The organism is Brucella sp. NBRC 113783, assembly GCF_040372265.1.
In the GTDB taxonomy this organism is placed as follows: Bacteria; Pseudomonadota; Alphaproteobacteria; order Rhizobiales; family Rhizobiaceae; genus Brucella; species Brucella teleogrylli.
Genome location: NZ_BAABRX010000005.1, coordinates 18,503 through 43,117, shown reverse-complemented (window position 1 = coordinate 43,117; position 24,615 = coordinate 18,503). Strand labels below are relative to the sequence as shown.

Below are 24,615 nucleotides of genomic sequence, written 5' to 3'. Positions count from 1 at the left end.
TGACTGATAATATCATTTTACTTAACCAATTGGAAAGCGCAACAGTGCTGATCAAGAGGAGAAAGCCGTGCAGTTCGCAAACGTCAACGATATCGTCCTTCACTATGATTTGCAGTGGAGTGGTGATGAAAAGCCCGTTCTGGTTTTCATCAATTCACTGGGAACCGACCTGCGCATCTGGGATGACGTGAGGGCGAAGCTCGGCAACGATATCCCGACGCTGGTTTACGACAAGCGCGGGCACGGCCTTTCCGATATTGGCAATACGCCCTACAGCATCGAACTTCTGGCGCAGGATCTGATCGCGCTTCTCGAAAAACTGTCCATCCGCCGCGTGGTTCTGTGCGGCCTTTCGGTCGGCGGACTGATTGCGCAGGGCGCTTATGCCGCCCGTCCCGATCTCGTCGCCGGTCTGGTCCTGTCCAACACCGCCCACAAGATTGGCACCGCGGAGATGTGGAACGCCCGCATCGACGCCATTATGCAAAACGGTCTTGCCAGCATTCTCGACGGCACGATGCCGCGCTGGTTCACAGACGATTTCCGCAAGCCCGACAATGACGCCTTCCGCGCCTATTGCAACATGTTCGTGCGCCAGCCACTCGATGGCTATGCGGCAACCTGCGCAGCCCTGCGCGATGCGGATTTCACGCAAGCGGCCAAGGCGATTGCCGTGCCCGTGCTTTGTGTCGTCGGCGATCAGGATGGCGCAACACCGCCAGCGCTCGTCAAGGAACTGGCAAGCCTCGTGCCCGGCGCGCATTTCGCTGAAATTGCGCATAGCGGCCACATACCCTGCGTTGAACAGCCAGACGCCTATGTCTCGCTATTGCGCGATTTTCTTTCAACCCGACTTTCAAATTAAGCTTCCACAGGGAGAATAGCCATGGGTGACACTGTCGAGCGCTCCGAGCGTTACAAGCTTGGAATGAGCGTCCGTCGCTCGGTTCTGGGCGATGCGCATGTGGACCGGGCATCGAAGGCCGCCACGGGACTTGATGAGCCCTTTCAGGAGCTTATTACCGAAACGGCATGGGGAACGGTCTGGTCGCGTCCGCAATGGACAAAGCGCGAGCGCTCCATGGTGACGATTGCGCTTCTGGCCGCTCTTGGCCAGGACGATGAAGTTGCAATGCATATCCGCGCCACGAAAAATACGGGCGCAACCAAGGAAGACATCTGCGAAGCTCTGCTGCATGTTGCGATTTATGCGGGCGTGCCTGCATCGAACCACGCGTTCAAGATCGCCAAACAGACCTACGCACAGATGGAAGCGGAGGAAGCCGAGAAATGAAAAACACACCGCCGGAAGCGAGCCCTTTTTTCGCTCGTGATCTCACCATGCATCCACCGGCCTATACGCCGTGGTACAAAACATCCGTTCTGCGCTCGCCCACCCGCGCGCTGCTTTCGCTGGAAGGCACCAAGAGCGAGATTACCGGCCCGGTTTTCGGCCATGGCATGTTGAACGAACTCGATAACGACCTGATCCGCAACTATGCGCGCCCCGGCGAAATGCCGGTCGGCCCGCGCATTCTGGTGCATGGTCGTGTGCTGGACGAAAGCAATCGCCCGATCCCTGGTGCGCTTGTCGAATTCTGGCAGGCCAATGCTGGCGGTCGCTACCGGCACAAGAAGGAAACCTATCTCGCGGCCATCGATCCGAATTTCGGCGGCGTGGGCCGCACGATCACCGACGAGAATGGCTATTACTGGTTCAAGACGATCCAGCCCGGCGCTTATCCGTGGCCAAATGGCGTCAATGACTGGCGCCCGGCGCATATCCATTTCTCGATCTTCGGTCATGGCTTCTCGCAGCGTCTGATCACCCAAATGTATTTCGAAGGTGATCCGCTGATCTGGCGTTGCCCGATCGTCAAGACTGTTCCCGACAGAAGCGCGGTTGAGCGCCTTATCGCACCGCTCGACATGAATGCGAGCCTGCCGATGGACATGCTGGCCTACAAGTTCGACATAGTGTTGCGCGGACGCCGCTCGACCTTCTTTGAAAACCGGCCGGAGGGCAACTGATATGGTACAGCCACTGGGTTATCTCAAGGAAAGCGCATCGCAAACTGCGGGCCCTTACGTCCATATCGGGTTGACGCCGAATTTCGTCGGCATTAATGGCGTTTTCGCGGAAGATCTCGGGTCCGGCCCGCTCACCAACGACACGACGTCCGGCGAGCGTGTGACCATCAAGGGTCGCGTTATCGATGGCATGGGCGCACCGCTGCGCGATGCGCTGGTGGAAATCTGGCAGGCCGACGCCAAGGGGCTTTACAACAGCCCTTCGGAAACCGGCGGCAAGGCCGACCCCAATTTCCGTGGATGGGGCCGCTGCCCCAGCCATATGGAAACTGGCGAGTTCGTGTTCGAGACGATCAAGCCCGGTCGCGTTCCCTTCCGGGATGGACGCCTGATGGCGCCGCATATCACGTTCTGGATCGTTGCACGCGGCATCAATCTCGGCTTGCAGACGCGTATGTATTTCTCCGATGAGGCAGACGCCAATGCGGAAGATCCGGTTCTGGCGCGCGTCGAGCATCGTGCGCGCGTTGAGACCTTGATCGGCCAGCGCGAAGGTGACATCTATCACTTCGACATTTATTTGCAGGGCGAAAAAGAAACCGTCTTTTTCGATATTTGACGCATGAGCATTTCGGTATTCGAACATCCGTTTCTGGCCGGGCTTTTCGGCGATGACGAAGAGATATTAAGTCTCTTCACGGCTGCGGCTGACATCGCCGGAATGGTCCGCTTCGAGGTGGCATTGTCGGATGCCCAGGCTTCGCTCGGCATAATCCCGGTCGAAACCGCCAATGCGATCAGGCTGGCGGCTGAGACTTTCGAACCGGACCTGTCCGTTCTTGAAAGCGGGACGGCACGGGATGGCGTGATCATTCCGGCACTCGTGAAGGAACTGCGCAAGGCGACAGGCCCGGAATTCGCCGCACAGCTGCATTTCGGAGCCACCAGTCAGGATGTCATCGACACAAGCCTGATGCTGCGGCTGCAGGCGGTGAATGGTATTCTGCGCGGTCGGCTGCATCAGCTTTCCGACCGCTTCAACTGGCTTGACGCGACCTTCGGCAAAAACAGCCTCACCGCCTATACCCGGATGCAGGCCGCCATTCCCGTCACGGTTTCCGACCGGATTGCGAGCTGGCAGACGCCGCTCGGCGGTTACGACCAGAAGCTCAGCACCCTCGCCTTTCCGCTGCAATTTGGCGGCGCGGCGGGAACGCTTGAAAAGTTCGGCGAGAGCGGCCCAGCCCTGCGCGCGCTTCTGGCAGAGAAACTTGGTCTGCACGACCGCCCGCAATGGCAAAGCCAGCGCGCTTTCATCGCAGAATTCGGCAGCCTCCTGTCGCTGATCACGGGAACGCTCGGCAAATTCGGGCAGGACATTGCGCTGATGGCCGAACTTGGCGCAGAGCTTTCGCTTTCGGGCGGCGGCGGATCATCGGCCATGCCGCACAAGCAAAATCCGGTCGGTGCGGAAGTGCTGGTCAGCCTTGCCCGTTTCAACGCGGTGCAAGTTTCCGGCCTGCATCAATCCATGGTGCATGAGCAGGAACGTTCGGGCGCGGCATGGATGCTGGAATGGATGATCCTGCCCCAGATCGTGGCTGCTACCGGCAGCGCGCTCCATCTGGCGTCCGCTCTGGTCGACAAGATCGTGCGCATCGGCACGGAATAGATTCACAATCCTCCGGTCAAAATTGTGGGCCAATCATCGCCTGGAAACGGAACCAATTGTGTTTTCAGGCGTTTAGTTGCGTCATTCCATACGGAGGGTTGCATATGAAAATTCTGAAAAAGGCGTGCGCGGGGACCTTGGCGCTGGTCTTTGGATTTACATCCATCGTACCAACCATGGCTGCGCCGATGAACCTTGAGCGTCCTGCTCTCAATCAGAACGTCGAACAGGTTCGCGATGATCGCCGTCCACCGCGCGGTCATGCCCAGCGCCACAAACGTCCGCCGAGCAACGCCCACAGGCCGGGCCGCCCTCCAAGCAATGCCCATCGCCCCGGTCGCCCGCCCCATAGCAGCCACCGTCCGTCGAACCGTCCCGGTTACTGGCATGGCCATCACGGCTCGCGCTACTACCGCAACGGCTATCGCCGCCACAGTGATGGCTGGTGGTATCCGCTGGCAGCCTTCACGGCAGGCGCAATCGTCGGCGGCGCGCTGAACCAGCCCCGCGTTGTTCACAGCAACAACCACGTTCGTTGGTGTCAGAGCCGTTATCGCACCTATCGCGTATCGGATAACACCTTCCAGCCGAACAGCGGCCCGCGCAGACAATGTGTCTCGCCCTATCGGTAACGCGCCATAGATCGACAATCGGAAAGCGCCCTGCGGGGCGCTTTTTTGTTCTCGCCGTCCTCCTGAAAGCGTTGTGGCAGCAACGGCTGCAAAGCAGTCATGCCCGCATTCTTTCTTCTGGACGCTGTCATCAAACAGGAATAAGCATCTCGGCGTCTGCATGCCAACAGTCAAGAATTTCTATAATTCGACTGCTTTGCGACATGACAGACGGTTTCAGAACATGTGTTGCAGAACAAATATGCTGAATTCGCTCTGCAACGCCGGTTTCGCCCGAGTTTGACCCGAGTTTGATAATGTCGCAGACGACCGCTCCAGAAAGCCCCGTAACGGGCCCGTCCCCTTCAAGCGCCCAGACCTTTGGCCAGCGTTGGGCCATGCCCATTCTGGTGGCCGGTGGCTTTGCCATTGCGAGTTCGCCGATCTTTGTCCGCCTGTCGGAAGTCGGCCCCCTTGCCACCGGCTTCTGGCGCGTGGCGTTGGCGGTCATCCCGCTCATGCTGATGAGCGGACGCGAACGCAGCGACATAAAAGACAACAAGCGCCTCACCCTCACGGATTGCCTGCTGCTGGCCGTGCCCGGCCTGTTCATCGCCGCCGATCTCGGCGCGTGGCATTTGTCGCTGCATTATACGTCGGTCGCCAATGCGACGCTTCTGGCCAATATGGCGCCGATCTTCGTCACGCTCGCCGCATGGCTGCTCTACAAGGCGCGTGTCAGCCAGTCCTTCATCATCGGGTTGGTTGTGGCCATTCTGGGTGTGGTCGTGCTGAAAGGCGGGCCGGGCGAACTCCTGCATTCGCAATCATCGGGCGATGCGCTCGCACTGCTGGCTGCCGTGTTCTATGCCGGTTACATTCTGGCGGTCGGACGCCTGCGCAACCGGTTTTCGACCATGCGCATCATGCTCTGGAGCAGCGCCATTGCGGCGATCGTTTCGCTGCCAGTCGCCTATTTTGCCGAAGGGCAGATCGTGCCCACCACGCTCTACGGCTGGCTGATACTGGCGGGCCTTGCATGGCTCACCCATGCCGCCGGGCAAAGCATGATCGCCTATGCGCTTGCATTTCTGCCGGCTTCCTTCTCGTCGCTCACCTTGCTGCTTCAGCCGGTGGTGGCGGCGTTTCTCGCCTGGACCATTTTGTCCGAACCACTCGGCATGATGCAGGGGCTGGGCGGCGCAATCGTCATTGCCGGTATTCTGATCGCCCGCAGGGGCTAGAAAAGCCCCGCGTGAGCGGGGCTTTTTCATGTCAGAGCTACCTAATTATTCGGCAAGCCATTCCTTGATGCGGTCCGGATGGTCGGCGATATATTTATCGACAGCCTTCTCGTAGGAGGTTTCCTGCGCATCGAACATCGCCGCTTCGAGTTCGCTGATCGGAATGCTGAACTTGGTCAGCAGCGAAGCAACTTTCGGGTTGTCTTCCTTGAAGCCCTTGCGTGCAATGGCGTTGATATGTTCAGCGCCACCCAGCGCGCCTTCCGGATCGGCAATGTAGCGCAGCTTATACTTGCCGAACATCCAGTGCGGGCTCCACGAGGTTGCCACGAACCAGCCATCCGAGCGCGTCGCGCGGTCAACCGTCGTGAGCATTGCCGCTTCACTCGAAATATTGAGCTTGTAATCAAGCCCGTATTTCTTGATTGCTTCCTGCGAAAGACGCGTCAGACCAGCACCCGGATCGATGCCCTGGATTTCGCCTTTCAGCTTTTCTTTCACTTCCGGCTTCTTCAGATCGGCGATGGAGCTGATTTCGCTTTCCGGAATATAATCCGGCACGATCCAGCCAAGCTTTGCGCCTTCATAAAGCGGTCCGAGATCTTCAACCTTGCCCTCGACGCGCTTGTAATAATCGGCGTGGGTTTCCGGCAACCAGGCCATCATCATGGCGTCGATATCGCCACGGCTGACGCCCTGATAAAGCGGTGCAACATCAGTCTGCACCAGTTCGACCTTCTGGCCGAGATTGTCTTCGATCAGCTTCTTCGCCAGCTTGGTGACGAATTCGGCGTCGGACCACGGGGCCCAGCCGATCTTCACCGTCTTGCTATCTTGCGCAAAGGCCGCGCCCATTGTCATGGTACCCGCCACCACTGCAGCCAGACCGAAACCTGCAAGTTTCTTCAACATGCCTACTCCTTTTCGATTGGATTCAGTTCCCGTTATTGTTTCTGGTTGTCTCATGCTTCCTGCTTGCGAAAGGATGAGGCGGATTGTGTGCCCGCCGCCTTTCTCAACGATGCCAGTCTCTTGAAGAAACCGGTGCCATTTCCCTTGCCGAAGCTCTGGGTAATCCGGTCGAGAATGACCGCCAGAATGACCACGGCCAGTCCGCCTTCGAAGCCAAGCCCCACATTGAGGCGCTGAATGCCGGTCAGGACCGTATTTCCAAGGCCGCCCGCGCCAATCATCGATGCGATGACCACCATCGACAGCGACAGCATGATCGTCTGGTTTACACCGGCCATGATCGACGGCATGGCGTTTGGCAGTTGCACCTTGAACAGAAGCTGGCGCGATGTGCAGCCGAAGGCCAGACCCGCTTCGACGAATTCTGCATGAACCTGCCGAATGCCGAGATTGGTCAGGCGCACCACCGGCGGCATGGCGAAAATTACCGTCGCAATCGTGCCGGGCACGGCGCCAAGGCCGAAGAACATCGCCGCCGGAATAAGATAGACGAAGGCTGGCATCGTCTGCATCAGGTCGAGCACCGGGCGCACGACTGACGCCACCGTGTCGCTGCGCGCCATGGCGATGCCAAGCGGGATGCCAATCACCACCGCGATAACGGTCGATGCCAGCACCAGCGACAGGCTTTCCATTGTGCCGCTCCACAATTCCATGTGGATGATGAGCGCCAATGCGAGAAGGGTGAAGATCGCAAACTTCCAGCCCACGCGCCACAGCGCGAGCAAGGTGAGGATGGCCACACCAGCAACGGGTGGAATAGCGATGAGAGCGTTTTGAATACCATCGGTCACAAAACCGATGGTCGCTGCGATTATGTCGAGTGCAGGCGTGAAGTGGTCGAGAATGTAATTGACCACAACATCAGCCGCACCACCAACACTGAAATTCAAATCCATGTTTTACCGTCCATTTCCGTATTTCTGGACTGGGTGGGAAACATTTCCAGCAAAAGTGGTAACCGGTTTTGCTGGAAATGCGTCACACAAAGCGTGCGAGAGCGAATTGGCGACGGGCAATCAGCCCGCCCGGCCCAAGGTTTCAAGCAATGCCGACTTGCTGATCGCGCCCACGTAGCGGTTATGCTGGTCGGTGACGGGCATCGGCCACGGGCTGGCGGCAACCTGCGTCAGGAGACCCGACAGTGGCGCTTCCGCCTCGATGGCGGCCACATCGTCAAGTCGCGTTCCTGCCTCGGCGGGGACACCTTTGGCCAACGCATCCCGGCTGACAAGACCACGATAGGTGCGGTCTGCATCGACCAGCACGCCAAAGGTCTTGCCGCTGGCGTCAAAGCGCTCAAGAGCGGTGGCAAGCTGTTCGGGTTCAAACACGATCAGCTCATCCTCGCGGGCGACGTCGGCGGCCTTGAAGACACGCGACACATCCACATTGCGGAAGAAGGACCGGACATAATCATTGGCAGGCTCCGAGACGATCTCGTTCGGCGTGCCCACCTGCACGACCTTGCCGTGCTGCATGATGCAGATACGGTCGCCGATGCGCATCGCTTCATCAAGGTCATGGCTGACGAAGATGATGGTGCGGCTATGCTCGGCCTGAAGGCGCTTCAACTCATCCTGCATTTCGGTGCGGATCAGCGGATCGAGCGCAGAAAACGCTTCATCCATCAAAAGGATCGTCGGCTCGCTGGCCAGAGCCCGCGCCAGGCCGACGCGCTGCTTCATACCACCGGAAAGCTGGTCCGGCATGCTGTTGGCATAGGGTTCGAGACCGACGGCTGCGAGCGCGGTCAGCGCCTTGGCGTGGCGCTCGGCTTCGCCCATCCCGGCCACTTCAAGGCCAAAGGCGGCGTTGTTCAGCACCGAACGATTGGGCAACAGCGCGAATGACTGGAAAACCATGCTCATGTCGCGGCGGCGAAGATCGATCAGCTCGCGCTTCGTCATTTTGACGATATCGCGGCCTTCCACTTCGATGGAACCGGCGGTCGGTTCGATAAGCCGGTTGAGCAGGCGCAGGAGGGTCGATTTGCCCGAGCCGGACAGACCCATGATGACGAATACTTCGCCTTCATAAATATCGAAACTTGCATCATCGACGCCGATTGTAGCCCCGAGATCGCTGTAAATCTGCGCTTTTGACTTGCCTGCGCGCAACGCTTCCATTGCACGCTTCGGGTCGTCGCCGAAGACTTTAAACACGCCATTCAAGCTTATCTTTGTCTTAGCCGGCGACTTCATACTTTCATCCTTGTATAAAATACCATGCATTAAGTTTAACCCCGCTGTGCTGGCGGACTTAATCTCCTTTTCAAGATTGATATGACTTCATTCCAGCGCGAATCGCGCACACACAATCTGCGAACCGCGAACGGTTCGCACGGAATGATTAGCGAAAGATTGCCTGATTCTATATAGGTCATTTCCCGACATGTCCACCCACAGCCGTGAATTCATCCAAGCGCACCCATCCCCTTTAATGCTTTTTTGAAAGGTTGCGCGACGAAATATGCAGGCTGGCCAGGGCATTACTTAAGTAGGTCGAAGTCGGCCAGCATGAGGACAATAGTAGTCCTCCGCCACTCAATTGCACGAACGGCGTGCGACAAATATGCCATCAGCTGCGACATCAGACCGACGACTATAGATTGAAGACGAAATCGCTATAATTATAGAAAAACAGTATGATTATACTGTCGTCCGATATGTATTGGTCTATACATGAAAATGGGCAGAAACCTGCCCCATTTGCGCCCCAAACGGCCTGAATCCGCTATTTTTAGCGGCATCTGCTATAGCCGACGAAGCCCGTATTTTTTCGGTGCACGGCCTTGCGATGGCAAAAGGAAAGTGGCTGCCGGTTTCTCGCGGCAGCGCCCAAAAAAAATTTTTACGCAAGGTCCGGCAAATGCGGTCTGAAAGAGAATCGGCATTGCCTAAAGCGATAAAAAAAGGGAGCCAGACCGGCTCCCCTTTATTCGATTTGCCACGGCTTACGCCCGCTCGATCACGATTTTCAGCACATTGCGATCGCCATCCCAATAGGGCAGCGCCTGTTCGGCTTCATCGAACGGGAACACCTTTGAAATCAGCTTGTCGGCATCGGCACCAAGCTTCTCCAGATGCGAAACCACTGCCTCGAAATCGGTCAGCGTCGCATTGCGCGAGCCCATGATGTCGAGTTCCTTCAGATTGAAGAACTGGGTCTGGTAGGTGACAGGTGCCTTGGAGTAGCCGACATAGACCACACGTCCCGCAAAGCCCGCAAGATCGACGGCCTGCGTGAAAGTGATGGGCAGGCCGACCGCTTCGAAAGCGACATCGACGCCGTCATCGCCGGTCAGTTCCATGACCTTTTGCACCACATCCTCGCCGCTCGCCAGAACATGCGTGGCACCGAATTGCAGCGCCAGCTCGCGCTTTTCGGCGCTCGGATCGATGGCGATGACCTTCGCGCCGCGCGCCACGGCACCGATCAGCACACCCATGCCGATCATGCCGCAGCCCAGCACCGCAACCGTATCGCCCGCCTCGACGCGGCCACGCGCCACGGCATGGAAACCGACCGAAAGTGGCTCGACCAGCGCCAAATGGCGTGGTTCCAGCGTATCGTTGAGGATCAGCTTTTCGGCTGGCAGCACGATCTGGTCGGCCAGACCGCCATTCTGCTGCACACCGAGAGTCTTGTTGTAGCGGCACGCATTGAGACGTCCCTTGCGGCAGGACGAGCATTCGCCGCAATTCGTATAGGGCAGCACGATGACGCGCTTGCCTGCGGCATAGGCCGCACTGACGCCCGCACCGGCTTCAATGATTTCTCCGCCGATTTCATGCCCCGGAATGCGCGGCAACTGCACCAGCGGATTGAGACCCTTGAAGGTGTTCAGATCGCTGCCGCACAGGCCGACATGCCGCACCTTGACGCGCACATGACCGGGGAGCAGCGGCGCTTCGTCGATTTCGGCGAAGCGGGTAACGTTTTCGCTCTCTATACGCAGAGCTTTGACCATCGGATATTCCTGTCGGTTACAGATTGAAAGATGCGGATCAGGTAACGGCGCCGACCTGCCATGGCACGAATTCATTGTCGCCATAGTCGTAGATTTCGCTCAGCGTCTTTTCGCCGGAGGCGGCCGCGATGATATATTCGAAGATGCGCGTGCCGGATTCCTCGATGGTCTCCTCGCCGGTGACGATGCCGCCGCAATTGATGTCCATGTCTTCCTTCATGTGCTCGTACATTTCGGAATTCGTGGCGATCTTGATGCAGGGCGAGGGCTTGAAGCCGGAAACCGAACCACGGCCCGTGGTGAAGCAAATGACATTGCAGCCGCCCGCCACCTGTCCGGTCACGGCAACCGGATCATAGCCCGGCGTATCCATGAAGACGAAGCCGGGCTCCGTGACGGTTTCTGCAAATTCATAGACCGCCTTGAGCGGCATCGAGCCGCCCTTAGCGACCGCGCCGAGCGACTTTTCCAGAATGGTGGTGAGACCGCCAAGCTTGTTGCCATGCGATGGATTATTGTTGAGTTCGTCGCCATTGCGCGCCGTGTAATCGCGCCACCAGTCGATGCGCTGCAACAGCTTTTCCGCCACCGCAGGCGTCACGGCGCGGCGCGTCAAAAGATGTTCTGCACCATAGATTTCCGGCGTTTCAGCCAGAACGGTCGTGCCGCCATTACGCACGATCAGGTCAGAGGCATAGCCCAACGCCGGATTGGCCGAAATGCCGGAATAACCATCCGAGCCGCCGCATTCCAGAGCCACTTTAAGCTTCGACAACGGCTGCTTGGTGCGCACCGCCGAATTGACCAGCGGCAGCATTTCCTTGATCTCGGCAATCGCATGATCAATGGTCTTGCGTGTGCCGCCGTGCTGCTGGATCGTCATGGTGCGCAGGCGCGAGCCTTCTTCCATGCGGTAATGTTCGAGGATCGGCGCGATCTGGTTCGTTTCGCAGCCAAGGCCAATCAGCAGGATACCGCCGAAATTCGGGTGCTTGGCATAACCCTGAATGGTGCGGGTCAAAAGGCGATAGCCTTCAGACTTGGTGTTGAGCGCGCAACCGCTGCCATGGGTCAGCGCCACAACGCCATCCACATTGTCGAATCCGTCGAGACCGCCCATGCGGTTGAAATAGTCAGCGATATAGCGCGACACGGTGGCCGAACAGTTCACCGAGGAAATGACGCCGATATAGTTGCGCGTGCCCACGCCACCAGCGCCGCGATCATAGCCCATGAAATGGCGGCGTTCGGCTTCCGGCAACATGCCGCGTTCTTCGATATCGATGGAGAACTGGTGTTCATGTTCGGAAGGCAGCATGGCGAGGTTTTGCAGATGCACATGCTCTCCGGGCGCAATGTCCTTGGTGGCAACGCCGATGACCTGTCCGTATTTCAGAACTTCCTTGCCTTCTGGAATGGCGCGGATCGCCACCTTGTGGCCGCGTCCGATCAGTGCGCGTGCATTGATGCCTTCCAGACCGATGGGGTCGCCAGCACGAACGGAAATACGCGCAACCGCGACATCGTCGGACGGATGCAAGAGAATGACCGGCGCTGCGGCAGCCGGAGAAACGGAAATATTCATGGGTCTGACCTCACTCCCAATTCATGTCGTCGCGGTCATGTCGCTATAGGCGATCTGTCGCGCGGCTCGTTATCCATCCAACGCTGCTTGGATTGCTCCAGATGCGTTCGCATGGCCGCCTGCGCCTGAAGCGGATTCCTCGCCTCCAGCGCTGCATAGACGATTTCGTGTTCTGCCAAGGCCAGAACCCACGTATCGTTATTCTCAAACCGCGTTCTGATCTGCGACGTCAGCGGGCTGTGCCGCTCATCGAAGAGATCGCGGATAATTCGTACCACCACCGAATTGCCTGCCTGTTCGGCCAACAACAGGTGAAACTGCCGGTCAAGCTCCATCGCCCGGCGGTCGACATGCACCTGGGCGCGCATTTCGTCGAGCGTGGCGCGCAAGGCAGCCAAGGTCTCCGGCGTCATGCGCGCACAGGCCATCACCACCAAACTGCCTTCGATCAACTCGCGCGCCTGCATGATTTCAAGCGGGCTTTCGCCGATCGAAACGCCTTGCGTCACAACGCGCTTTTCCGGCTCGGCGCTGACATAAATGCCGGAACCCATACGGATTTCGACATTGCCGGCAATTTCGAGAGCGATCAGCGCCTCGCGCAGCGACGGGCGCGACACGCCCAATTGCTGGGCAAGCTCGCGCTCAGCCGGAAGCCTGCTTCCCGCCGGAAACTGCCCGGCCTGAATGAGACCTCTCAACCGGTCGGCAATCTGCTGGTAAAGCCTGCGGGGTTCCGCTGTGGCCGCAAAGTCGCTCATCGTCGCTCCCAAATTGGCCTTACCATAATTCCGGTCAGCCAGAAGCGCAATATGCCTGAATCGGTGCGAAAATGCGGCAAATCGCGCAGTACCACCGAAAAGTTCAACGCTATTTTTGGGCTATAAAGCCTATTGGCTTGACCAATTTAGTGCGGATTGCTTAGTTGTGACCTGCAAATTCGGGAGCATTCCATGCAAGACAAGCCAGCGATTCTTCAGTTCGGCACCAGCCGTTTTCTGCTCGCCCATGCCGATTTCTTCGTCGCCGAAGCGCTGGCAACGGGCGATGCAATCGGCACGATTGCCGTGGTGCAGACCACCTCCAATCCGCAAAGCGCGCAACGCATCGCCGCACTGAACGAGGGCAAGGGTTATCCGGTCGTGATCCGTGGTCTGGTCGATGGCAAGCCGTCGGAAACAGAGCACAACGCCAGGGGCGTGACCGCTGCCTATTCCGCGCATACCGACTGGGCCGCGATTCTCGATCTCGGCGCGACGGTCCAGGTGATTCTCTCGAACACCGGCGACAAAGGTTATGAGCTGGATGCAAGCGACGACGCATCGCTCATCGCCAATCCGCAGACCCTGCCGAAAAGCTTTCCGGCCAAGCTGCTCGTGCTGCTGCACAATCGCTGGCAGAACAACCCGGATGCACCGCTCTCGATTTTTCCGTGCGAGCTGATCTCCCGCAATGGCGACAAGCTGCGCGCAATTCTGATCAGGCTGACGCAGGACTGGAAACTGCCGGACAGCTTTGCCCACTGGCTGGAAACGCGATGCATCTTTGCCAATAGTCTGGTGGACCGCATCGTCTCCGAGGCCATCGAACCGGTCGGTGCTATTGCCGAACCCTATGCGATCTGGGCCATCGAGCAGGCCGACGGACTGACATTGCCGTGCCGTCACAAGGATATCGTCGTCACCGACGATCTGGCGCGCTATGAGCGGTTGAAGCTTTATCTGCTCAATCTCGGCCATAGTTTCATTGCCGAACGCTGGCTGAAGGGCAATCGCCCGAAAGACGAAATCGTGCTGGAAGCCATGCAGGATGAAACCATCCGCAGCGAGTTGGAAGCCCTGTGGCGTGAGGAAGTGCTGCCGGTTTTCGCAGCAGACGGGCTTGGCGCGGAAGCGGAAGCCTATGTGGTTTCCGTGCGCAATCGTTTTCTCAACCCGTTCCTGAAGCACCGCATCGCCGATATTGCTTCCAATCACGCGGAAAAGAAGCAGCGCCGCTTTGCGCCCATCATCGCGCGGGCGGAAGAGCTGGGGCTCGGTCTGGAACAGCGCCGGTTGAAAGCGGCGCTGTAAGCCGTCAAGCGGCGCAGGCGCAGTAACGGATATGACAGCCGCGCTCGCCGCTATGCTCGACCTCCACATCGACACCGAACACGGAGCGAATGCGTTCCACGGTTAAAACCTCTCGCGGCGCGCCCAGCGCCGCCAGACGCCCCCGGTCCATCACCGCAATGCGGTCGCAGAACATGGCTGCATGATTAAGATCATGCAGCGCTGCCACTACCGTCAGGCCCATCGTTCGACTTTGACGCCGGACGAGATCGAGAAGGCCGATCTGGTGGCCGATATCGAGATGATTGGTCGGCTCGTCCAGCAACAGGATGCGCGGCTGCTGCGCCAGAGCGCGGGCAATATGCAGGCGCTGGCGTTCACCGCCCGACAATGTGTGCCAGTTGCGTTTGGCCAGATGCGACATGTCCACATGCGCAAGCGCCTGATCGACGATGGCGTCATCCTCCGCAGACCATGGTGAAAGCGCACCGAGATAAGGCGTGCGCCCAAGCTCCACTGCCTGCCGGGCGGTGATGCGCTCGGTCGTTTCCGCCTGCTGTTCGACCAGCGCCAGCAAGCGCGCAATCTCGCGGCGGTTGAAGCGTTCAATCGGCGCCTCGCCGAGATAAACCGTACCGCTGCGCGGGCGCTTCAGACCTGAAAGCAGCGATAGAAGCGTGGTCTTGCCGGAACCATTCGGCCCGATAATGCCAAGAAACTCGCCTTCAACGACATCGAGCGAAACCCCGCGCAGGATTTCGACGCTGCCTGCCGACCATGAAAGATTCTGTGCCGACAGCATCATGCCCGCGCCCTCCTCTGTCCAAGCAGCAGCGCAAAGGCCGGAGCGCCGACCAGCGCCGTCACCACACCGATGGGCAGCACCTGTCCCGGCACGATGATGCGCGACACGATGTCTGCTGCGATCATGAAGATCGCACCGATCAAAGCGGATGTGGGCAGCAAAACGCCATGCCGGACACCCACCACCATCCGCGCCGCATGGGGAATGACAAGGCCAATAAAGCCAATGGACCCGACAATGGAGACCATAACCGCCGTCATCATGGCGCTTGCGCCAATCAGCACGGCATAAACACGCCGCACTGGAATGCCCAGCGAAGCAGCCGATTCCGCGCCGAAGGTGAAGGCGTCGAGCGCACGCGCATGCCACAGGCAGACCACCAGCCCGATCAGGCAAGCAGGCAGCGCCAGCGTCACATCCGGCCAACGCACGCCGGACAGATTGCCAAGCAGCCAGAACATAATGCCCCGCGCCTGCTCGGCATTGGCCGCCTTGGTCACGATGAACGAGGTCAGCGCGTTGAAAAGCTGCGATCCGGCAATACCGGCCAGAATGATCGCGCTGTTGCCCCGCCCCGCCTTCAACGCCAGCAGCGACACCAGCACAAAGGCAAAAATCGCCCCGATGAATGCGCCAAGCGACAAAGTGAGAACGCCAGCGCCGATGCCAAGAATGGCGACGCTGACAGCCCCGGTCGAGGCCCCGGCGGAAATGCCAAGAATATAAGGGTCAGCGAGAGAATTGCGCAGCAACGATTGCAGCACAACGCCGGAAAGCGCCAGCGCCGCCCCGCAGCACGCCGCCACCACGGCACGGCTGAGACGATAGCTCCACACAATCCCTTCATCGATGGGATCGAGCACATAGCCTGCATGCCACAGCCGGTTGGCGACGGTCTTTGCCACCACATCGAGCGGTATGGCGGTTTCGCCAATCGCTGCGCCCAGCCACAAGGCGGCAAGCAGCAGGATGAGCGCCAGAACCCCGGCGCTCACCTTGTTGCTGAACGGAAGCCTTCCTATGGCTACCAATGCCGTCATTTGTTGAGGTCCGAGGCAGCGATGGCCGCCGCCAGCGTTTCGATGCCCTCAATCACCCGCAGCGAGGTGCTCATCGACTGCGCATCCATGTCAAAGACGTGGCCGTCCTTGACGGCAGGCATCAGGCTTGTCACCGGATCGCTTTCGAGGAATTTGCGCTTCACGGCAATATCGTCCGCCGGATAGCGGCGACGATCAAGTTTTGCTGCCACGATCATCGACGGGCCAGATTTGGCGATGGTTTCCCAGCCGATGGTCGGCCATTCTTCCTGGCTGTCGACCACATTCCTGATGCCGAGCGCCGACAGGATATAGGCCGGAGCGCCGAATTTTCCGGCGATATAGGGATCGGCGTCAATCTGCGTGCTGGAAAACCACACCGCAGCGGAAAGCTTGGCCCCGCTGGCGCCAATCTTGCGGCGCGCCGCATCTTCGCGCCCTTTCAGCTCGGCAATGAGCTTTTCACCGCGATCCTGCACGTTGAAGATTGCGGCCAGCTCGCCGATTTCCTGATAGACGATATCCATCGTGAAGGCTGCCGTGCGCACGCCGTCGCCACCGCCGGAATTATCCTTGCCGACACAATCCGAAGGCGAGGTATAGGCCGGGATGCCCAGTTCCTCGAACTGCTCCGGCTTGGCGACAATGCCATTCGGCCCGACATGCCATTGGAAATCCGCCGTCACAATATCGGGCTTCTGCGCCAGCACGCTTTCGAAGCTCGGGTCGTTATCGGCCAGTCGCTTGACCTTGGCGTTGACCTCTTCAAAGCCTTTCAGTACCGGGCCGAACCACACCGCCGTACCGACCACCTTGTCACCCAGACCAAGGCTGTACAAAATCTCCGTGCTGCTTTGACCGACAGCCACTGCGCGCGTCGGGGCCTGTTTGAAAGTAACGTCGCGTCCGCAGTTCTTCAGCGTCAGCGGATATTGCGTTTCCGCCGCCTGCAGTGCTGGCGCGCCTGCAAACAGAAAAAGAGCGCATAAAGCGATGCGAAACGACGTCTTGCCGTGCAATGTCATGGGAAACCCCGAAATGGTGAGAGAAATGGCCACGTCAGCAAGCGACGGCGATAAGACGCCGTGAGCAAACGGAGATATCCGGGGATATGGATGACGATGAAAGAAAGCGCCTTGCGGCGCGATGTGCTGTCATAACCTGCTCCTGCTCCGGGCATCCCCGCCCGTGACAATGGATAATGATGGCCCAAAGGCCCTATGACGGCAGGTCTCCTGGCTTGCAGATAATCGCTTCCATCTGCCTTCCCGTGTCTTTCAGCTTTCGCCGGTTGAACACAGTGGCATGACGCCCGTCGGCGTCACAAGGATGAACAGCAATCCGCTTACAGTTGCGGGGGCAGCCACGGTCTCGGTCCCTTTTCGGGTCGTCCTCACCGTGTTCCCTATTAATCCCCTTCACTCTCGGTCGGGGAACCGTCGTAATACTATTACGTTCGCATTGCGCTGAGGTCAAGTGGCTCTGTTTCCATTTGGCGGTTTGCCCAAGCGCATAAAGCCATGGTTAACAAAGCGTTAATATCACATTGATTTTATTTAATGTTTCAAAATGCAGACATTCATCTTCCGTTCATTCGTCTCCCAATAGTGTCCACCCAACAGCAAAGGAGAACATGATGTTCAAAAAAGTCATTCTTGCAGCCGTAGCCCTTTCCTTCATCGGCGCACCGCTGGCCGCACAGGCGCAGGATTATCAGCGCAAGCCGGGTCCGCACCGCATGGACCAGAAGCCGCGTCCGCCGCATGGCAAGGAATTCGGTCGTAAAGACCCGCGTGACCATGGCCGTCAGCATTGGTCCAAGGGCCAGCGCTACAATGACTGGCGCCGCCAGCCGGAAGTGCGCGACTACAAGCGTTATGGTCTGCGCCGTCCGGGTCCGGGCCAGCGCTGGGTGAAGGTTGACAACCAGTTCCTGCTGGTCACCACGGCAACGGGCATCATCGCGGGCATTCTCGCTGGCCGGTAAGCCGCCAGCCTCAGTATTCCTAAAAATCGGCCAGAGCAAAACTCTGGCCGATTTTCTTTTTGCAATGTTAGAAACTGACTTTCAGGCCGCCGCCAAGCGTGAACGCCTGCAAGCCGGCGCCTGCATCATCGGGGAAGCTCTTAACCTCCCCCGTTGTTCTGTTTTCCATCATCGTGTCGCCCCTCATGCGGAAGTATTTTTCATAAGCCGCCGAGAGATAGACATTTGTGCGCTCGGTAAAGGCATAAGCGACTTCGGCCTGCGTATCCAGAAACGCCCGGCTTCCGAACGTATCGGTAAAACGCTTATCCCCGCGCCAATGATCGTCGATGTCCTTGGCAGCGACAGTTGCTCCTACGCGCCCCAGCAACGAAAAAGACCATTTTTCGAATGTTGAACGCCATTCGCCGCCCACAAACAGCGCTGGCAAACTTTGCTCGTAGCTGATCCCCTTCCCAGAGAGGACGCCCGTTTTATCGCGAAATCCCTCTTCGCTGTAGACATATTGCGAGTTACCGCTGGTCCATTTCACATTCGTATATTTGAACCCGCCATGCAGATTGAAGACGTTATGTTGATTGATCTCGAAATCATGCCCAACGGCAATATCCAGATTGATGTAACGATCCAGATCTGTCTCATCGCTAACCGAACGATCTGTCCAGTCATCAAAATCATAACTTTTCAAATATGGCGCTAACCAATCGTAGTCTTCCATCTTGTGGGTGCCACCCAGCCCGATTTTCACACGGCCAACCACAGTTATATTATTCATGGGCTCGGCCCTGAAAGCGCCGGTCAGCACAGGCATTTGCGACTGCCAAAACAAATGGCTCATGCGGTTTCCGCCATTGTAGACGATTTCGTCCGCCTTGACCCAAGCGTAGCCGACACCGCCTAAAAAGGTGAAGCTTTTGTCTATATTTGTATATTGAACCCCCGCGGCCTTGTCCGCAGCATTGGCCAAAGGAAAATTTAAAAACAATAAGAATATTGATAAAACGATACGCTGCATGCGCCACTCCTGTAACAGATGACGCATAGTTATATTTTTAATATTGCACAGAAAACTGCCAGAGATAGTTCACTATTTCTGCGCCCATGAAAGGCTATCACCAGTGCGCGCGCATGAGGACGACGCGCGCCTCTGAGCCTATCGGTTGCGGGCCTTCATCAGAATCCAGATGAGAACGATCATTACGACGAGGCCGATCGCCAAACCAATCAAACCGCCATAGACGGCATCGGTGTTGCCGCCGATCAATGCCCCAATGCCAGCCCCTAAAATCAGCAGGATAAGCGGCGGCAGGCATCCAATCATTGCGAGGTCCTACAAACACGATCCGATATTTGTGCACCCATAAGTGCACCCGTTTGTGGCCCCATATTTAGCGAGATTTCGCGCAAGCGACAACGGCTTCACGGCGGGATTGTCCAATCCCGCTGAAATGCCGTTGGTATACGAATGGGGTCATAGAAGACTTGCCCCGCTGTCAACCGGGGCAAATGCCTCTGCTAAGCGCCTTTGGTACCAAATATTTTGCCTGGACCTATATTTCGCGTCGGTCCGACCGCCAGCAAAACAGGCTTACCGTTTTCCTTGCTGGTCGCTACCGCAGGTTTTTGTGCGCCCACGACCGGTGCCGCAGCAAGCGCAGTGCCAGACACCATCATCGATCCGATTGCTATTATCGCTATGGCTTTCATATGCCCTCCTCTGCTGGTCTCGCCAGCAATTCGCCAAACACAGAAACGACCGTGCAGGTGACGTGCACGATCTTGACACAGAGGACGACAAAGCCGGATGAAACGCCATACGTCATCTGTCGTATTTCGACATGGCTGAACGAAGAAAATAAGCGCGCTGCTTGCCGCAAACTGATCTGCACATGCAGCAGGGCCGCGCCCCTCTGCAGCTGAAGCCTGCCGCCTCTTATAGTCGCTAAAAACACGCGCCTCGCATCTGCGAAGCGTGTTGTTTTGCTCGCTGCACTTTCGTGAAATTCATGCTGTGGGGTTCTTGAAACCGTCGGAGCGATTACTAAATCGAAGCCGTCATTCCAACTTTATCGTTCGATCAAATGGAGGTTCCGATGAGCGACCGTTTGTTTGACAGTCCTGTTTTTGTGAAGGACGGCAAATTTCTAATCAGGGAGATTGCAGGCCCGATCGACGCAATCGATTTTCTTTATGAATGGCCACAGGATGATCGCGATATCATCTATGAAGTGGCATGGAGCGCCTGTTGCGACGCTCACAGCGGACAAAAGCCGCTGATCGTGGCGCAAAACGCATTTGAAGGATTTGCGCGAAAGCGAAATATTCTCGAAAAACCTGAAGCCGCCATGCCGTGGATGATTTCGCATGGCAATGGCGGTGGCCGCGTTCCTGTATGAGGGAATGGCAATGCATTGGTATTTTCTGATTGAGGGAACGATCCTCTTTGCGTTTCTCTGGGTCGTATCGATGCTTTTCTGGGATACCAGACGGCGGCAATAGCTTGAAACCCCGGCTTGTCCGGGGTTTTTTATTCATCCGCTCGGGCCGTTCTGCGGCACAAGCAGCGGACTGGCCCCCTTTCTTGTCTAATCGTGCCAGAAATGTCCCGTTCTGATCGAATAAGACACACGCTATGCGTTTAAAAGTTGCAGCTAAAACACGTGAGTATTAAGTCCCGAGCCGGGCAGCCTAAGCAATTGCCCGCCCCCGCGAGAGGCATAATTTCTACACCACTTATGCCTCTCGCCCCCGTTGTCGTTCTCATGGACGCTGCACCGCGCCACGCCCAACAGCGCAACGATCAATATATCGCCCCGTTATAAAGAGTTGACCGCGCCAACAGGAACCACAGGCGGGTCTGGCCGTTCATTTGCACGGCGGGCGCGAGATAAGGATAGGTGCCATGTATAAGTTTTCGGCAATCGCAGCGGTGATGGTGACAGCGCTTGTGGCGACCGTTCCAGCACAGGCCCAAAGCATCGAAATCGGGCCCAACGGGATTCAGGTCAATCCAGACGATAATCGGCGCATGGATCGTGATCGACGCGGTTACGGCGACGAGATAAGCGAGCGTAGAGCTGCCAGAATCGCACGCAACGAGGGTATGGATGAAGTAGAAAGCGTGTCGCGACGTCGAAACGTGTATGTTGTTCGGGGCGTGGACCGTCGAAATGACGATATGCGCGTTGTGATAGACCGCCGCACGGGCGAAGTGCTCGAAGTGCGCTGACGACATAACCCCGGTAACGCGCCGCGTCGCCGGGGTTTTTCGTTCAATTTGCGTAAGTCGGATGAACTTTTGCCGGTCGGGGTTGTTTGGTCGCCGGAGGAACCCGGTATGAGCTGGTTTTTATGGTTCATTGGCACAATGATGGTGTCGCTGTTCGCGCTCATCGGATTCACGGCTTGGGCTGAACGAGAGCGAGACTAACGATGTTCGATATCGCTTTATACGACCACATATTCCTGCTCATCGGCGCAATTGTCGCCGCAGTGGCTGGCGGCATTCTTTTGTGGCGCCTGCCTCATTAGGGTGTCTATGCCGGGACGGCAATCAATCCGCCTAAGCGGTTGACATAGCACTATAATTTCTGATGAGTGGCTGAGAAAAATGGTACGGTCGGTTGGTATCAAACTAACCTCTTAGTCATTGTTTTTATTATATTATTTTAATTACGCATCCGTACTTGTATCACAGTTTGTTACACAATTAGTTGCACAGGTTGTTGCACGTTAAAGTACGTCAAATTTAGCGTCTTGACGACGGAGTACAATGAGAACAAAATAGGAACATCTAAATTAGCAGGAGGAAGCCATGAACGCTCTTGTGCAAAATTACGAAGATGAAATTCAGCAGGTTCTCGCCTACCACGGTGGCGATGTGCACGCGGCCATTGAAGCGCTTTTGAAAGACCGCGACTTTCTGGCGCGTGAAGTTGAACTCGCTCGCCTTGCCGTAACACATGGCCAACGCGCCGACCTTTTTAAGAGGGCTGCGTGATGAAAACGTTCCAAGTCGCTCTTCCTGAAGCTTACGCTCTGAAATGTGCCCGGCGCGAAGTGCATCGCGATGCTGACCGTCTTGGCGCCCGTTTGCCTCATCGCATGGCGCGAAAGTCGGGCGTGGATTTCTGCGTATTCAGCTTCCCAACAGAAAGGCTCATGGGCGCCTTTATGCGACGGCACGGCGGGAAGCCATTCGGCGGCTCTGCATCTGCCGACAAGTGGGAAAAAATCGTCGTGCGATAATGAATGAGCCTGCGCCTGAAAACAGGGCAGGCACCGGTAATAAAATTTCAGACAGGTTTGGAAATGAAGATGTCTGCTTATGAGGAGCACGACAAATGAACGCGCTTGCGCAAAAAGAAGGATACCAGGACGAAATTGATCTGGTACTCGCCTTCCATGACGGTGACGTGCGAGCTGCAATAGAGACCTTGCTGAAAGACCGCGATTTTCTGGTGAAGGAAATCGAATATGCTAGCCTCGCAATGTCGATGGGCTTTGCCCGCGGATGGAAGCCGACGGTGTTCGTAAAATGAGCGGCAGGTCACGCGGTGAGCCGCCTAAGACGCTCATCAACAAAGAATATCCGTTTCAAGTCGTGCTTTACCTCACAGATTGGCACCGAACAAACCTCGTTCAGATGTTGAACGACCGGGAGAGATTAGGCGGGTATCGGCTATGGAGAAGTGTGTATCACGATAAGAAAGATTTCAGCGCGGCCATGTTCCAGACCGAGGAAGGCCAGCAAGAATTCATCCGGCTTTATGGCGGCAAGGCACATAACCCGCACGACAAGTCTTCCAAGCCGTGGGAGACGTATTTTGAGAAATGAGAATAAGACCGACCTTCCTGAAGGAAATGCCTGCTTCAGCACGGATAATGGATCTGTTCGGCTGGTACGAGCTTTACGGCTATTGCTGCCGATGCGGCCATATCGGGTCCGTAGACAGAACCATCATTCTGCGAAAGTTCGGTACGCACACCTATTTCGTGGATCTGCACCCTCGAATGCGGTGCAAGGCCTGCACGGCCAAGGGCGATGCTCAATTCGGGATAACAAAGGCACCGAGATAAAATGAGCGGATATAAGAGCGAGAACACCGTCGCAACCAAAGGCGGCAAGCTTTTTGAGCACTACTGTGATTCGAAGGGCTGCAAAGCGTGGGGTTCGTTTGGCTACAAGACGGCCTTTGGACAGCTCTGGTTTTGCCGTGAGCATAAACAGGAAGGCGAAGACGCGCTGGCAGGCAGAAAGAAATAGGCGCCCGTTCACAGGCGCCCGTTGGAATTACCTTCCAGTCTTGCATCCTTTGCCGGTACGGCAGTGACTTTCTGGCTTCCAGCTAGCCATAGCCGACGCTGTAGATGCCCCAGCCAAGAGTAAAGCCATCGCGATAATTGCAAATTTCATAGCACCCTCCAATATTCCCTTCCCCTGCGGAAGGTTGGAGTACATTCAACCAATTCAGGCTTGTAGATTAAATACGCCATCCGCCGTATTTCGCGCTGGCTGGACGAAAACAATAAGCGCACTACATTTCCAGCAACCGGAGGCGCGCATGTGCGGACGATTTACCCAGACCTATACGTGGGCTGAAATCCACGCGATGTACAATCTGACGGCAGTTACGCCTCGGAATATCCAGCCTCGCTACAATATCGCGCCGACCACGCAGGTGGGCGTCATAACGCAGAAAGACGGCGCACTCGACTATTCAGAAATGCGTTGGTGGCTCGTGCCCAACTGGTGGTCGAAGGATCTGAAGAGTGTACCGGCTACTTTCAACGCTCGGTCTGAAGAGATCGCCAGCAAGCCAATGTTTCGCTCCGCCTTCAAAAGCACCCGTTGCCTTATCCCGGCTTCTGGTTTTTTTGAATGGACGGGCCCGAAAGAAGCGCGCCACCCCTGGTTCATCTCTGCTAAGGACGGGAAGCCCCTGACGTTCGCAGGCCTGCATGAGACATGGCGCGACCGAACCACCGGCGAAGAGGTGAAAAGCTGCACGATAATCACCTGTGCCGCTAACGACTTCATGGCAAAAATTCACACCCGAATGCCCGTCATCTTGGACGAGAAGGACTGGCACCTCTGGTTGTCAGAGCCACGTGAAGATTTGCTCAAACCCGCAAATGACGACGTACTGCAAGCGTGGCGCGTGTCGCCCCAGGTTAACAACAGTCGCTACACTGGCGATGACACCATGGAACCTATCAAACCCATGGAATAGCCTTTTCTGCGCCAAGGGCATACTTTTCAGAAACCTTCTGGGCCGTTCCGCATTAACCTATATCACTTGAATCAATGCCCCACGGCTTTTGCTTTGGTTGAGGACTGAAGGGAGGCTAATCATGCCGTTTTTTAGCGAGGGAAGCCGCATTTATACAATCGAGGAAGTGAACTTTATGCGACGGATTTATTCCGATGCTGTTGTCCTGCTCGATGAAAGCGAAAGAGAGTATGTGGGGATAGAGCTCTCTGGCACAATTATCATGCTTTATGAGAGCGGGCTTCGAGACCTCGGCTACATGTCAGAATTGGCCGCCAAATTGACACACCAGAAATATCAATTCCGGCATCCAGAAGATCATTTTCCCGCCGCAAACTCCAATATGGAACCAGCCGATTATGATTAACATCA

General features: G+C 56.9%; 30 protein-coding genes and 1 riboswitch. Of the genes, 18 read left to right on the top strand and 12 right to left on the bottom strand.

Annotated features, from left to right (window positions below; genetic code table 11):
• Positions 1–67: 67 nt before the first annotated feature.
• The 7 genes from pcaD to ABWW11_RS16300 all read left to right on the top strand — a co-directional run bounded on the left by pcaD (position 68) and on the right by ABWW11_RS16300 (position 5,558).
• Positions 68–865 (top strand): 3-oxoadipate enol-lactonase, encoded by a 798-nt coding sequence (gene pcaD / locus ABWW11_RS16330; RefSeq protein ID WP_109367137.1) that lies wholly within the window; start codon positions 68–70, stop codon positions 863–865.
• A gap of 21 nt (positions 866–886) precedes the next feature.
• Positions 887–1,294: a 4-carboxymuconolactone decarboxylase gene (pcaC, locus tag ABWW11_RS16325; RefSeq protein WP_109367136.1), complete on the top strand. Its 408-nt coding sequence runs from the start codon at positions 887–889 to the stop codon at positions 1,292–1,294.
• The gene (pcaH, locus tag ABWW11_RS16320) at positions 1,291–2,031 is read left to right on the top strand and encodes a protocatechuate 3,4-dioxygenase subunit beta (RefSeq protein ID WP_109367135.1); all 741 of its coding nucleotides are present in this window, start codon (positions 1,291–1,293) and stop codon (positions 2,029–2,031) included. The genes pcaC and pcaH overlap by 4 nt, the downstream gene beginning before the upstream one ends.
• Before the next feature lies 1 nt (position 2,032).
• On the top strand, positions 2,033–2,650 hold the full coding sequence (pcaG, locus tag ABWW11_RS16315; RefSeq protein ID WP_109367134.1) for a protocatechuate 3,4-dioxygenase subunit alpha: 618 nt from the start codon (positions 2,033–2,035) through the stop codon (positions 2,648–2,650).
• A gap of 3 nt (positions 2,651–2,653) precedes the next feature.
• Positions 2,654–3,703 carry a 3-carboxy-cis,cis-muconate cycloisomerase gene (locus ABWW11_RS16310; protein WP_109367133.1) on the top strand — a complete coding sequence of 350 codons (1,050 nt, stop codon included), beginning with the start codon at positions 2,654–2,656 and terminating at the stop codon, positions 3,701–3,703.
• 104 nt (positions 3,704–3,807) lie between these two features.
• Entirely contained in the window at positions 3,808–4,335 is a 528-nt protein-coding gene (locus ABWW11_RS16305; RefSeq protein ID WP_109367132.1) for a BA14K family protein, read from the top strand.
• A 296-nt stretch (positions 4,336–4,631) separates the two neighbouring features.
• Positions 4,632–5,558: a DMT family transporter gene (locus ABWW11_RS16300; protein WP_109367131.1), complete on the top strand. Its 927-nt coding sequence runs from the start codon at positions 4,632–4,634 to the stop codon at positions 5,556–5,558.
• 45 nt (positions 5,559–5,603) lie between these two features.
• On the opposite strand, the gene ABWW11_RS16295 is transcribed toward ABWW11_RS16300, so the two are convergent.
• The 6 genes from ABWW11_RS16295 to ABWW11_RS16270 all read right to left on the bottom strand — a co-directional run bounded on the left by ABWW11_RS16295 (position 5,604) and on the right by ABWW11_RS16270 (position 12,849).
• On the bottom strand, positions 5,604–6,470 hold the full coding sequence (locus tag ABWW11_RS16295) for a glycine betaine ABC transporter substrate-binding protein (RefSeq protein WP_109367130.1): 867 nt from the start codon (positions 6,468–6,470) through the stop codon (positions 5,604–5,606).
• Positions 6,471–6,520: 50 nt separating this feature from the next.
• Entirely contained in the window at positions 6,521–7,429 is a 909-nt protein-coding gene (locus ABWW11_RS16290; protein ID WP_109367129.1) for an ABC transporter permease, read from the bottom strand.
• A gap of 120 nt (positions 7,430–7,549) precedes the next feature.
• The gene (gene proV, locus ABWW11_RS16285) at positions 7,550–8,734 is read right to left on the bottom strand and encodes a glycine betaine/L-proline ABC transporter ATP-binding protein ProV (protein WP_109367964.1); all 1,185 of its coding nucleotides are present in this window, start codon (positions 8,732–8,734) and stop codon (positions 7,550–7,552) included.
• Positions 8,735–9,486: 752 nt separating this feature from the next.
• Entirely contained in the window at positions 9,487–10,503 is a 1,017-nt protein-coding gene (locus tag ABWW11_RS16280; RefSeq protein WP_109367128.1) for a zinc-binding alcohol dehydrogenase family protein, read from the bottom strand.
• Between the two features lie 37 nt (positions 10,504–10,540).
• Complete coding sequence (locus ABWW11_RS16275; protein WP_109367127.1) at positions 10,541–12,088, bottom strand: UxaA family hydrolase; 1,548 nt, start codon at positions 12,086–12,088, stop codon at positions 10,541–10,543.
• Positions 12,089–12,123: 35 nt separating this feature from the next.
• Positions 12,124–12,849, bottom strand: a complete 726-nt coding sequence (locus ABWW11_RS16270; RefSeq protein WP_109367126.1) for a FadR/GntR family transcriptional regulator — start codon at positions 12,847–12,849, stop codon at positions 12,124–12,126.
• Positions 12,850–13,041: 192 nt separating this feature from the next.
• Here ABWW11_RS16270 and ABWW11_RS16265 point away from each other — a divergent pair, with 192 nt between their 5' ends.
• Positions 13,042–14,160, top strand: coding sequence for a mannitol dehydrogenase family protein (locus ABWW11_RS16265; RefSeq protein WP_109367125.1), 1,119 nt, complete (start codon positions 13,042–13,044; stop codon positions 14,158–14,160).
• A 4-nt stretch (positions 14,161–14,164) separates the two neighbouring features.
• Here ABWW11_RS16265 and ABWW11_RS16260 read toward each other — a convergent pair whose 3' ends face one another.
• From ABWW11_RS16260 to ABWW11_RS16250, 3 genes are read right to left on the bottom strand one after another with little or no spacing between them, the layout of a single operon-like run.
• A complete protein-coding gene (locus ABWW11_RS16260; protein ID WP_109367124.1) occupies positions 14,165–14,944 on the bottom strand; it encodes an ABC transporter ATP-binding protein in 780 nt (259 codons plus the stop codon).
• Positions 14,941–15,984 (bottom strand): FecCD family ABC transporter permease, encoded by a 1,044-nt coding sequence (locus ABWW11_RS16255; protein WP_109367123.1) that lies wholly within the window; start codon positions 15,982–15,984, stop codon positions 14,941–14,943. The genes ABWW11_RS16260 and ABWW11_RS16255 overlap by 4 nt, the downstream gene beginning before the upstream one ends.
• A complete protein-coding gene (locus ABWW11_RS16250; protein ID WP_109367122.1) occupies positions 15,981–17,009 on the bottom strand; it encodes an ABC transporter substrate-binding protein in 1,029 nt (342 codons plus the stop codon). The genes ABWW11_RS16255 and ABWW11_RS16250 overlap by 4 nt, the downstream gene beginning before the upstream one ends.
• 183 nt (positions 17,010–17,192) lie before the next feature.
• A riboswitch (cobalamin riboswitch) is annotated at positions 17,193–17,440 on the bottom strand.
• 180 nt (positions 17,441–17,620) lie between these two features.
• Between ABWW11_RS16250 and ABWW11_RS16245 the strand changes: the two genes are divergently transcribed.
• Positions 17,621–17,971 carry an RcnB family protein gene (locus ABWW11_RS16245; protein WP_109367121.1) on the top strand — a complete coding sequence of 117 codons (351 nt, stop codon included), beginning with the start codon at positions 17,621–17,623 and terminating at the stop codon, positions 17,969–17,971.
• Positions 17,972–18,038: 67 nt separating this feature from the next.
• On the opposite strand, the gene ABWW11_RS16240 is transcribed toward ABWW11_RS16245, so the two are convergent.
• The 3 genes from ABWW11_RS16240 to ABWW11_RS16230 all read right to left on the bottom strand — a co-directional run bounded on the left by ABWW11_RS16240 (position 18,039) and on the right by ABWW11_RS16230 (position 19,678).
• Positions 18,039–18,986, bottom strand: coding sequence for an omptin family outer membrane protease (locus tag ABWW11_RS16240; RefSeq protein WP_109367120.1), 948 nt, complete (start codon positions 18,984–18,986; stop codon positions 18,039–18,041).
• 138 nt (positions 18,987–19,124) lie between these two features.
• Positions 19,125–19,292 (bottom strand): hypothetical protein, encoded by a 168-nt coding sequence (locus ABWW11_RS16235; RefSeq protein WP_167836071.1) that lies wholly within the window; start codon positions 19,290–19,292, stop codon positions 19,125–19,127.
• Positions 19,293–19,486: 194 nt separating this feature from the next.
• Positions 19,487–19,678, bottom strand: a complete 192-nt coding sequence (locus ABWW11_RS16230) for a hypothetical protein (protein ID WP_109367119.1) — start codon at positions 19,676–19,678, stop codon at positions 19,487–19,489.
• Between the two features lie 386 nt (positions 19,679–20,064).
• Between ABWW11_RS16230 and ABWW11_RS16225 the strand changes: the two genes are divergently transcribed.
• From ABWW11_RS16225 to ABWW11_RS16185, 9 genes are all read left to right on the top strand, one after another.
• The gene (locus ABWW11_RS16225; RefSeq protein WP_109367117.1) at positions 20,065–20,367 is read left to right on the top strand and encodes a DUF982 domain-containing protein; all 303 of its coding nucleotides are present in this window, start codon (positions 20,065–20,067) and stop codon (positions 20,365–20,367) included.
• Positions 20,368–20,873: 506 nt separating this feature from the next.
• A complete protein-coding gene (locus ABWW11_RS16220) occupies positions 20,874–21,200 on the top strand; it encodes a hypothetical protein (protein WP_109367116.1) in 327 nt (108 codons plus the stop codon).
• A 585-nt stretch (positions 21,201–21,785) separates the two neighbouring features.
• Entirely contained in the window at positions 21,786–21,971 is a 186-nt protein-coding gene (locus tag ABWW11_RS16215; protein WP_109367115.1) for a CUE domain-containing protein, read from the top strand.
• Positions 21,971–22,219 carry a hypothetical protein gene (locus tag ABWW11_RS16210; RefSeq protein WP_109367114.1) on the top strand — a complete coding sequence of 83 codons (249 nt, stop codon included), beginning with the start codon at positions 21,971–21,973 and terminating at the stop codon, positions 22,217–22,219. Before ABWW11_RS16215 ends, ABWW11_RS16210 begins: the two co-directional genes overlap by 1 nt.
• 95 nt (positions 22,220–22,314) lie before the next feature.
• Positions 22,315–22,512: a hypothetical protein gene (locus ABWW11_RS16205; RefSeq protein ID WP_121538175.1), complete on the top strand. Its 198-nt coding sequence runs from the start codon at positions 22,315–22,317 to the stop codon at positions 22,510–22,512.
• A complete protein-coding gene (locus ABWW11_RS16200) occupies positions 22,509–22,808 on the top strand; it encodes a hypothetical protein (protein WP_235858950.1) in 300 nt (99 codons plus the stop codon). Before ABWW11_RS16205 ends, ABWW11_RS16200 begins: the two co-directional genes overlap by 4 nt.
• Positions 22,809–23,051: 243 nt before the next feature.
• The gene (locus ABWW11_RS16195) at positions 23,052–23,237 is read left to right on the top strand and encodes a hypothetical protein (protein WP_109705688.1); all 186 of its coding nucleotides are present in this window, start codon (positions 23,052–23,054) and stop codon (positions 23,235–23,237) included.
• 298 nt (positions 23,238–23,535) lie between these two features.
• On the top strand, positions 23,536–24,204 hold the full coding sequence (locus tag ABWW11_RS16190; protein WP_121538171.1) for an SOS response-associated peptidase: 669 nt from the start codon (positions 23,536–23,538) through the stop codon (positions 24,202–24,204).
• A 121-nt stretch (positions 24,205–24,325) separates the two neighbouring features.
• On the top strand, positions 24,326–24,610 hold the full coding sequence (locus ABWW11_RS16185) for a hypothetical protein (RefSeq protein WP_319080862.1): 285 nt from the start codon (positions 24,326–24,328) through the stop codon (positions 24,608–24,610).
• Positions 24,611–24,615: the final 5 nt, after the last annotated feature.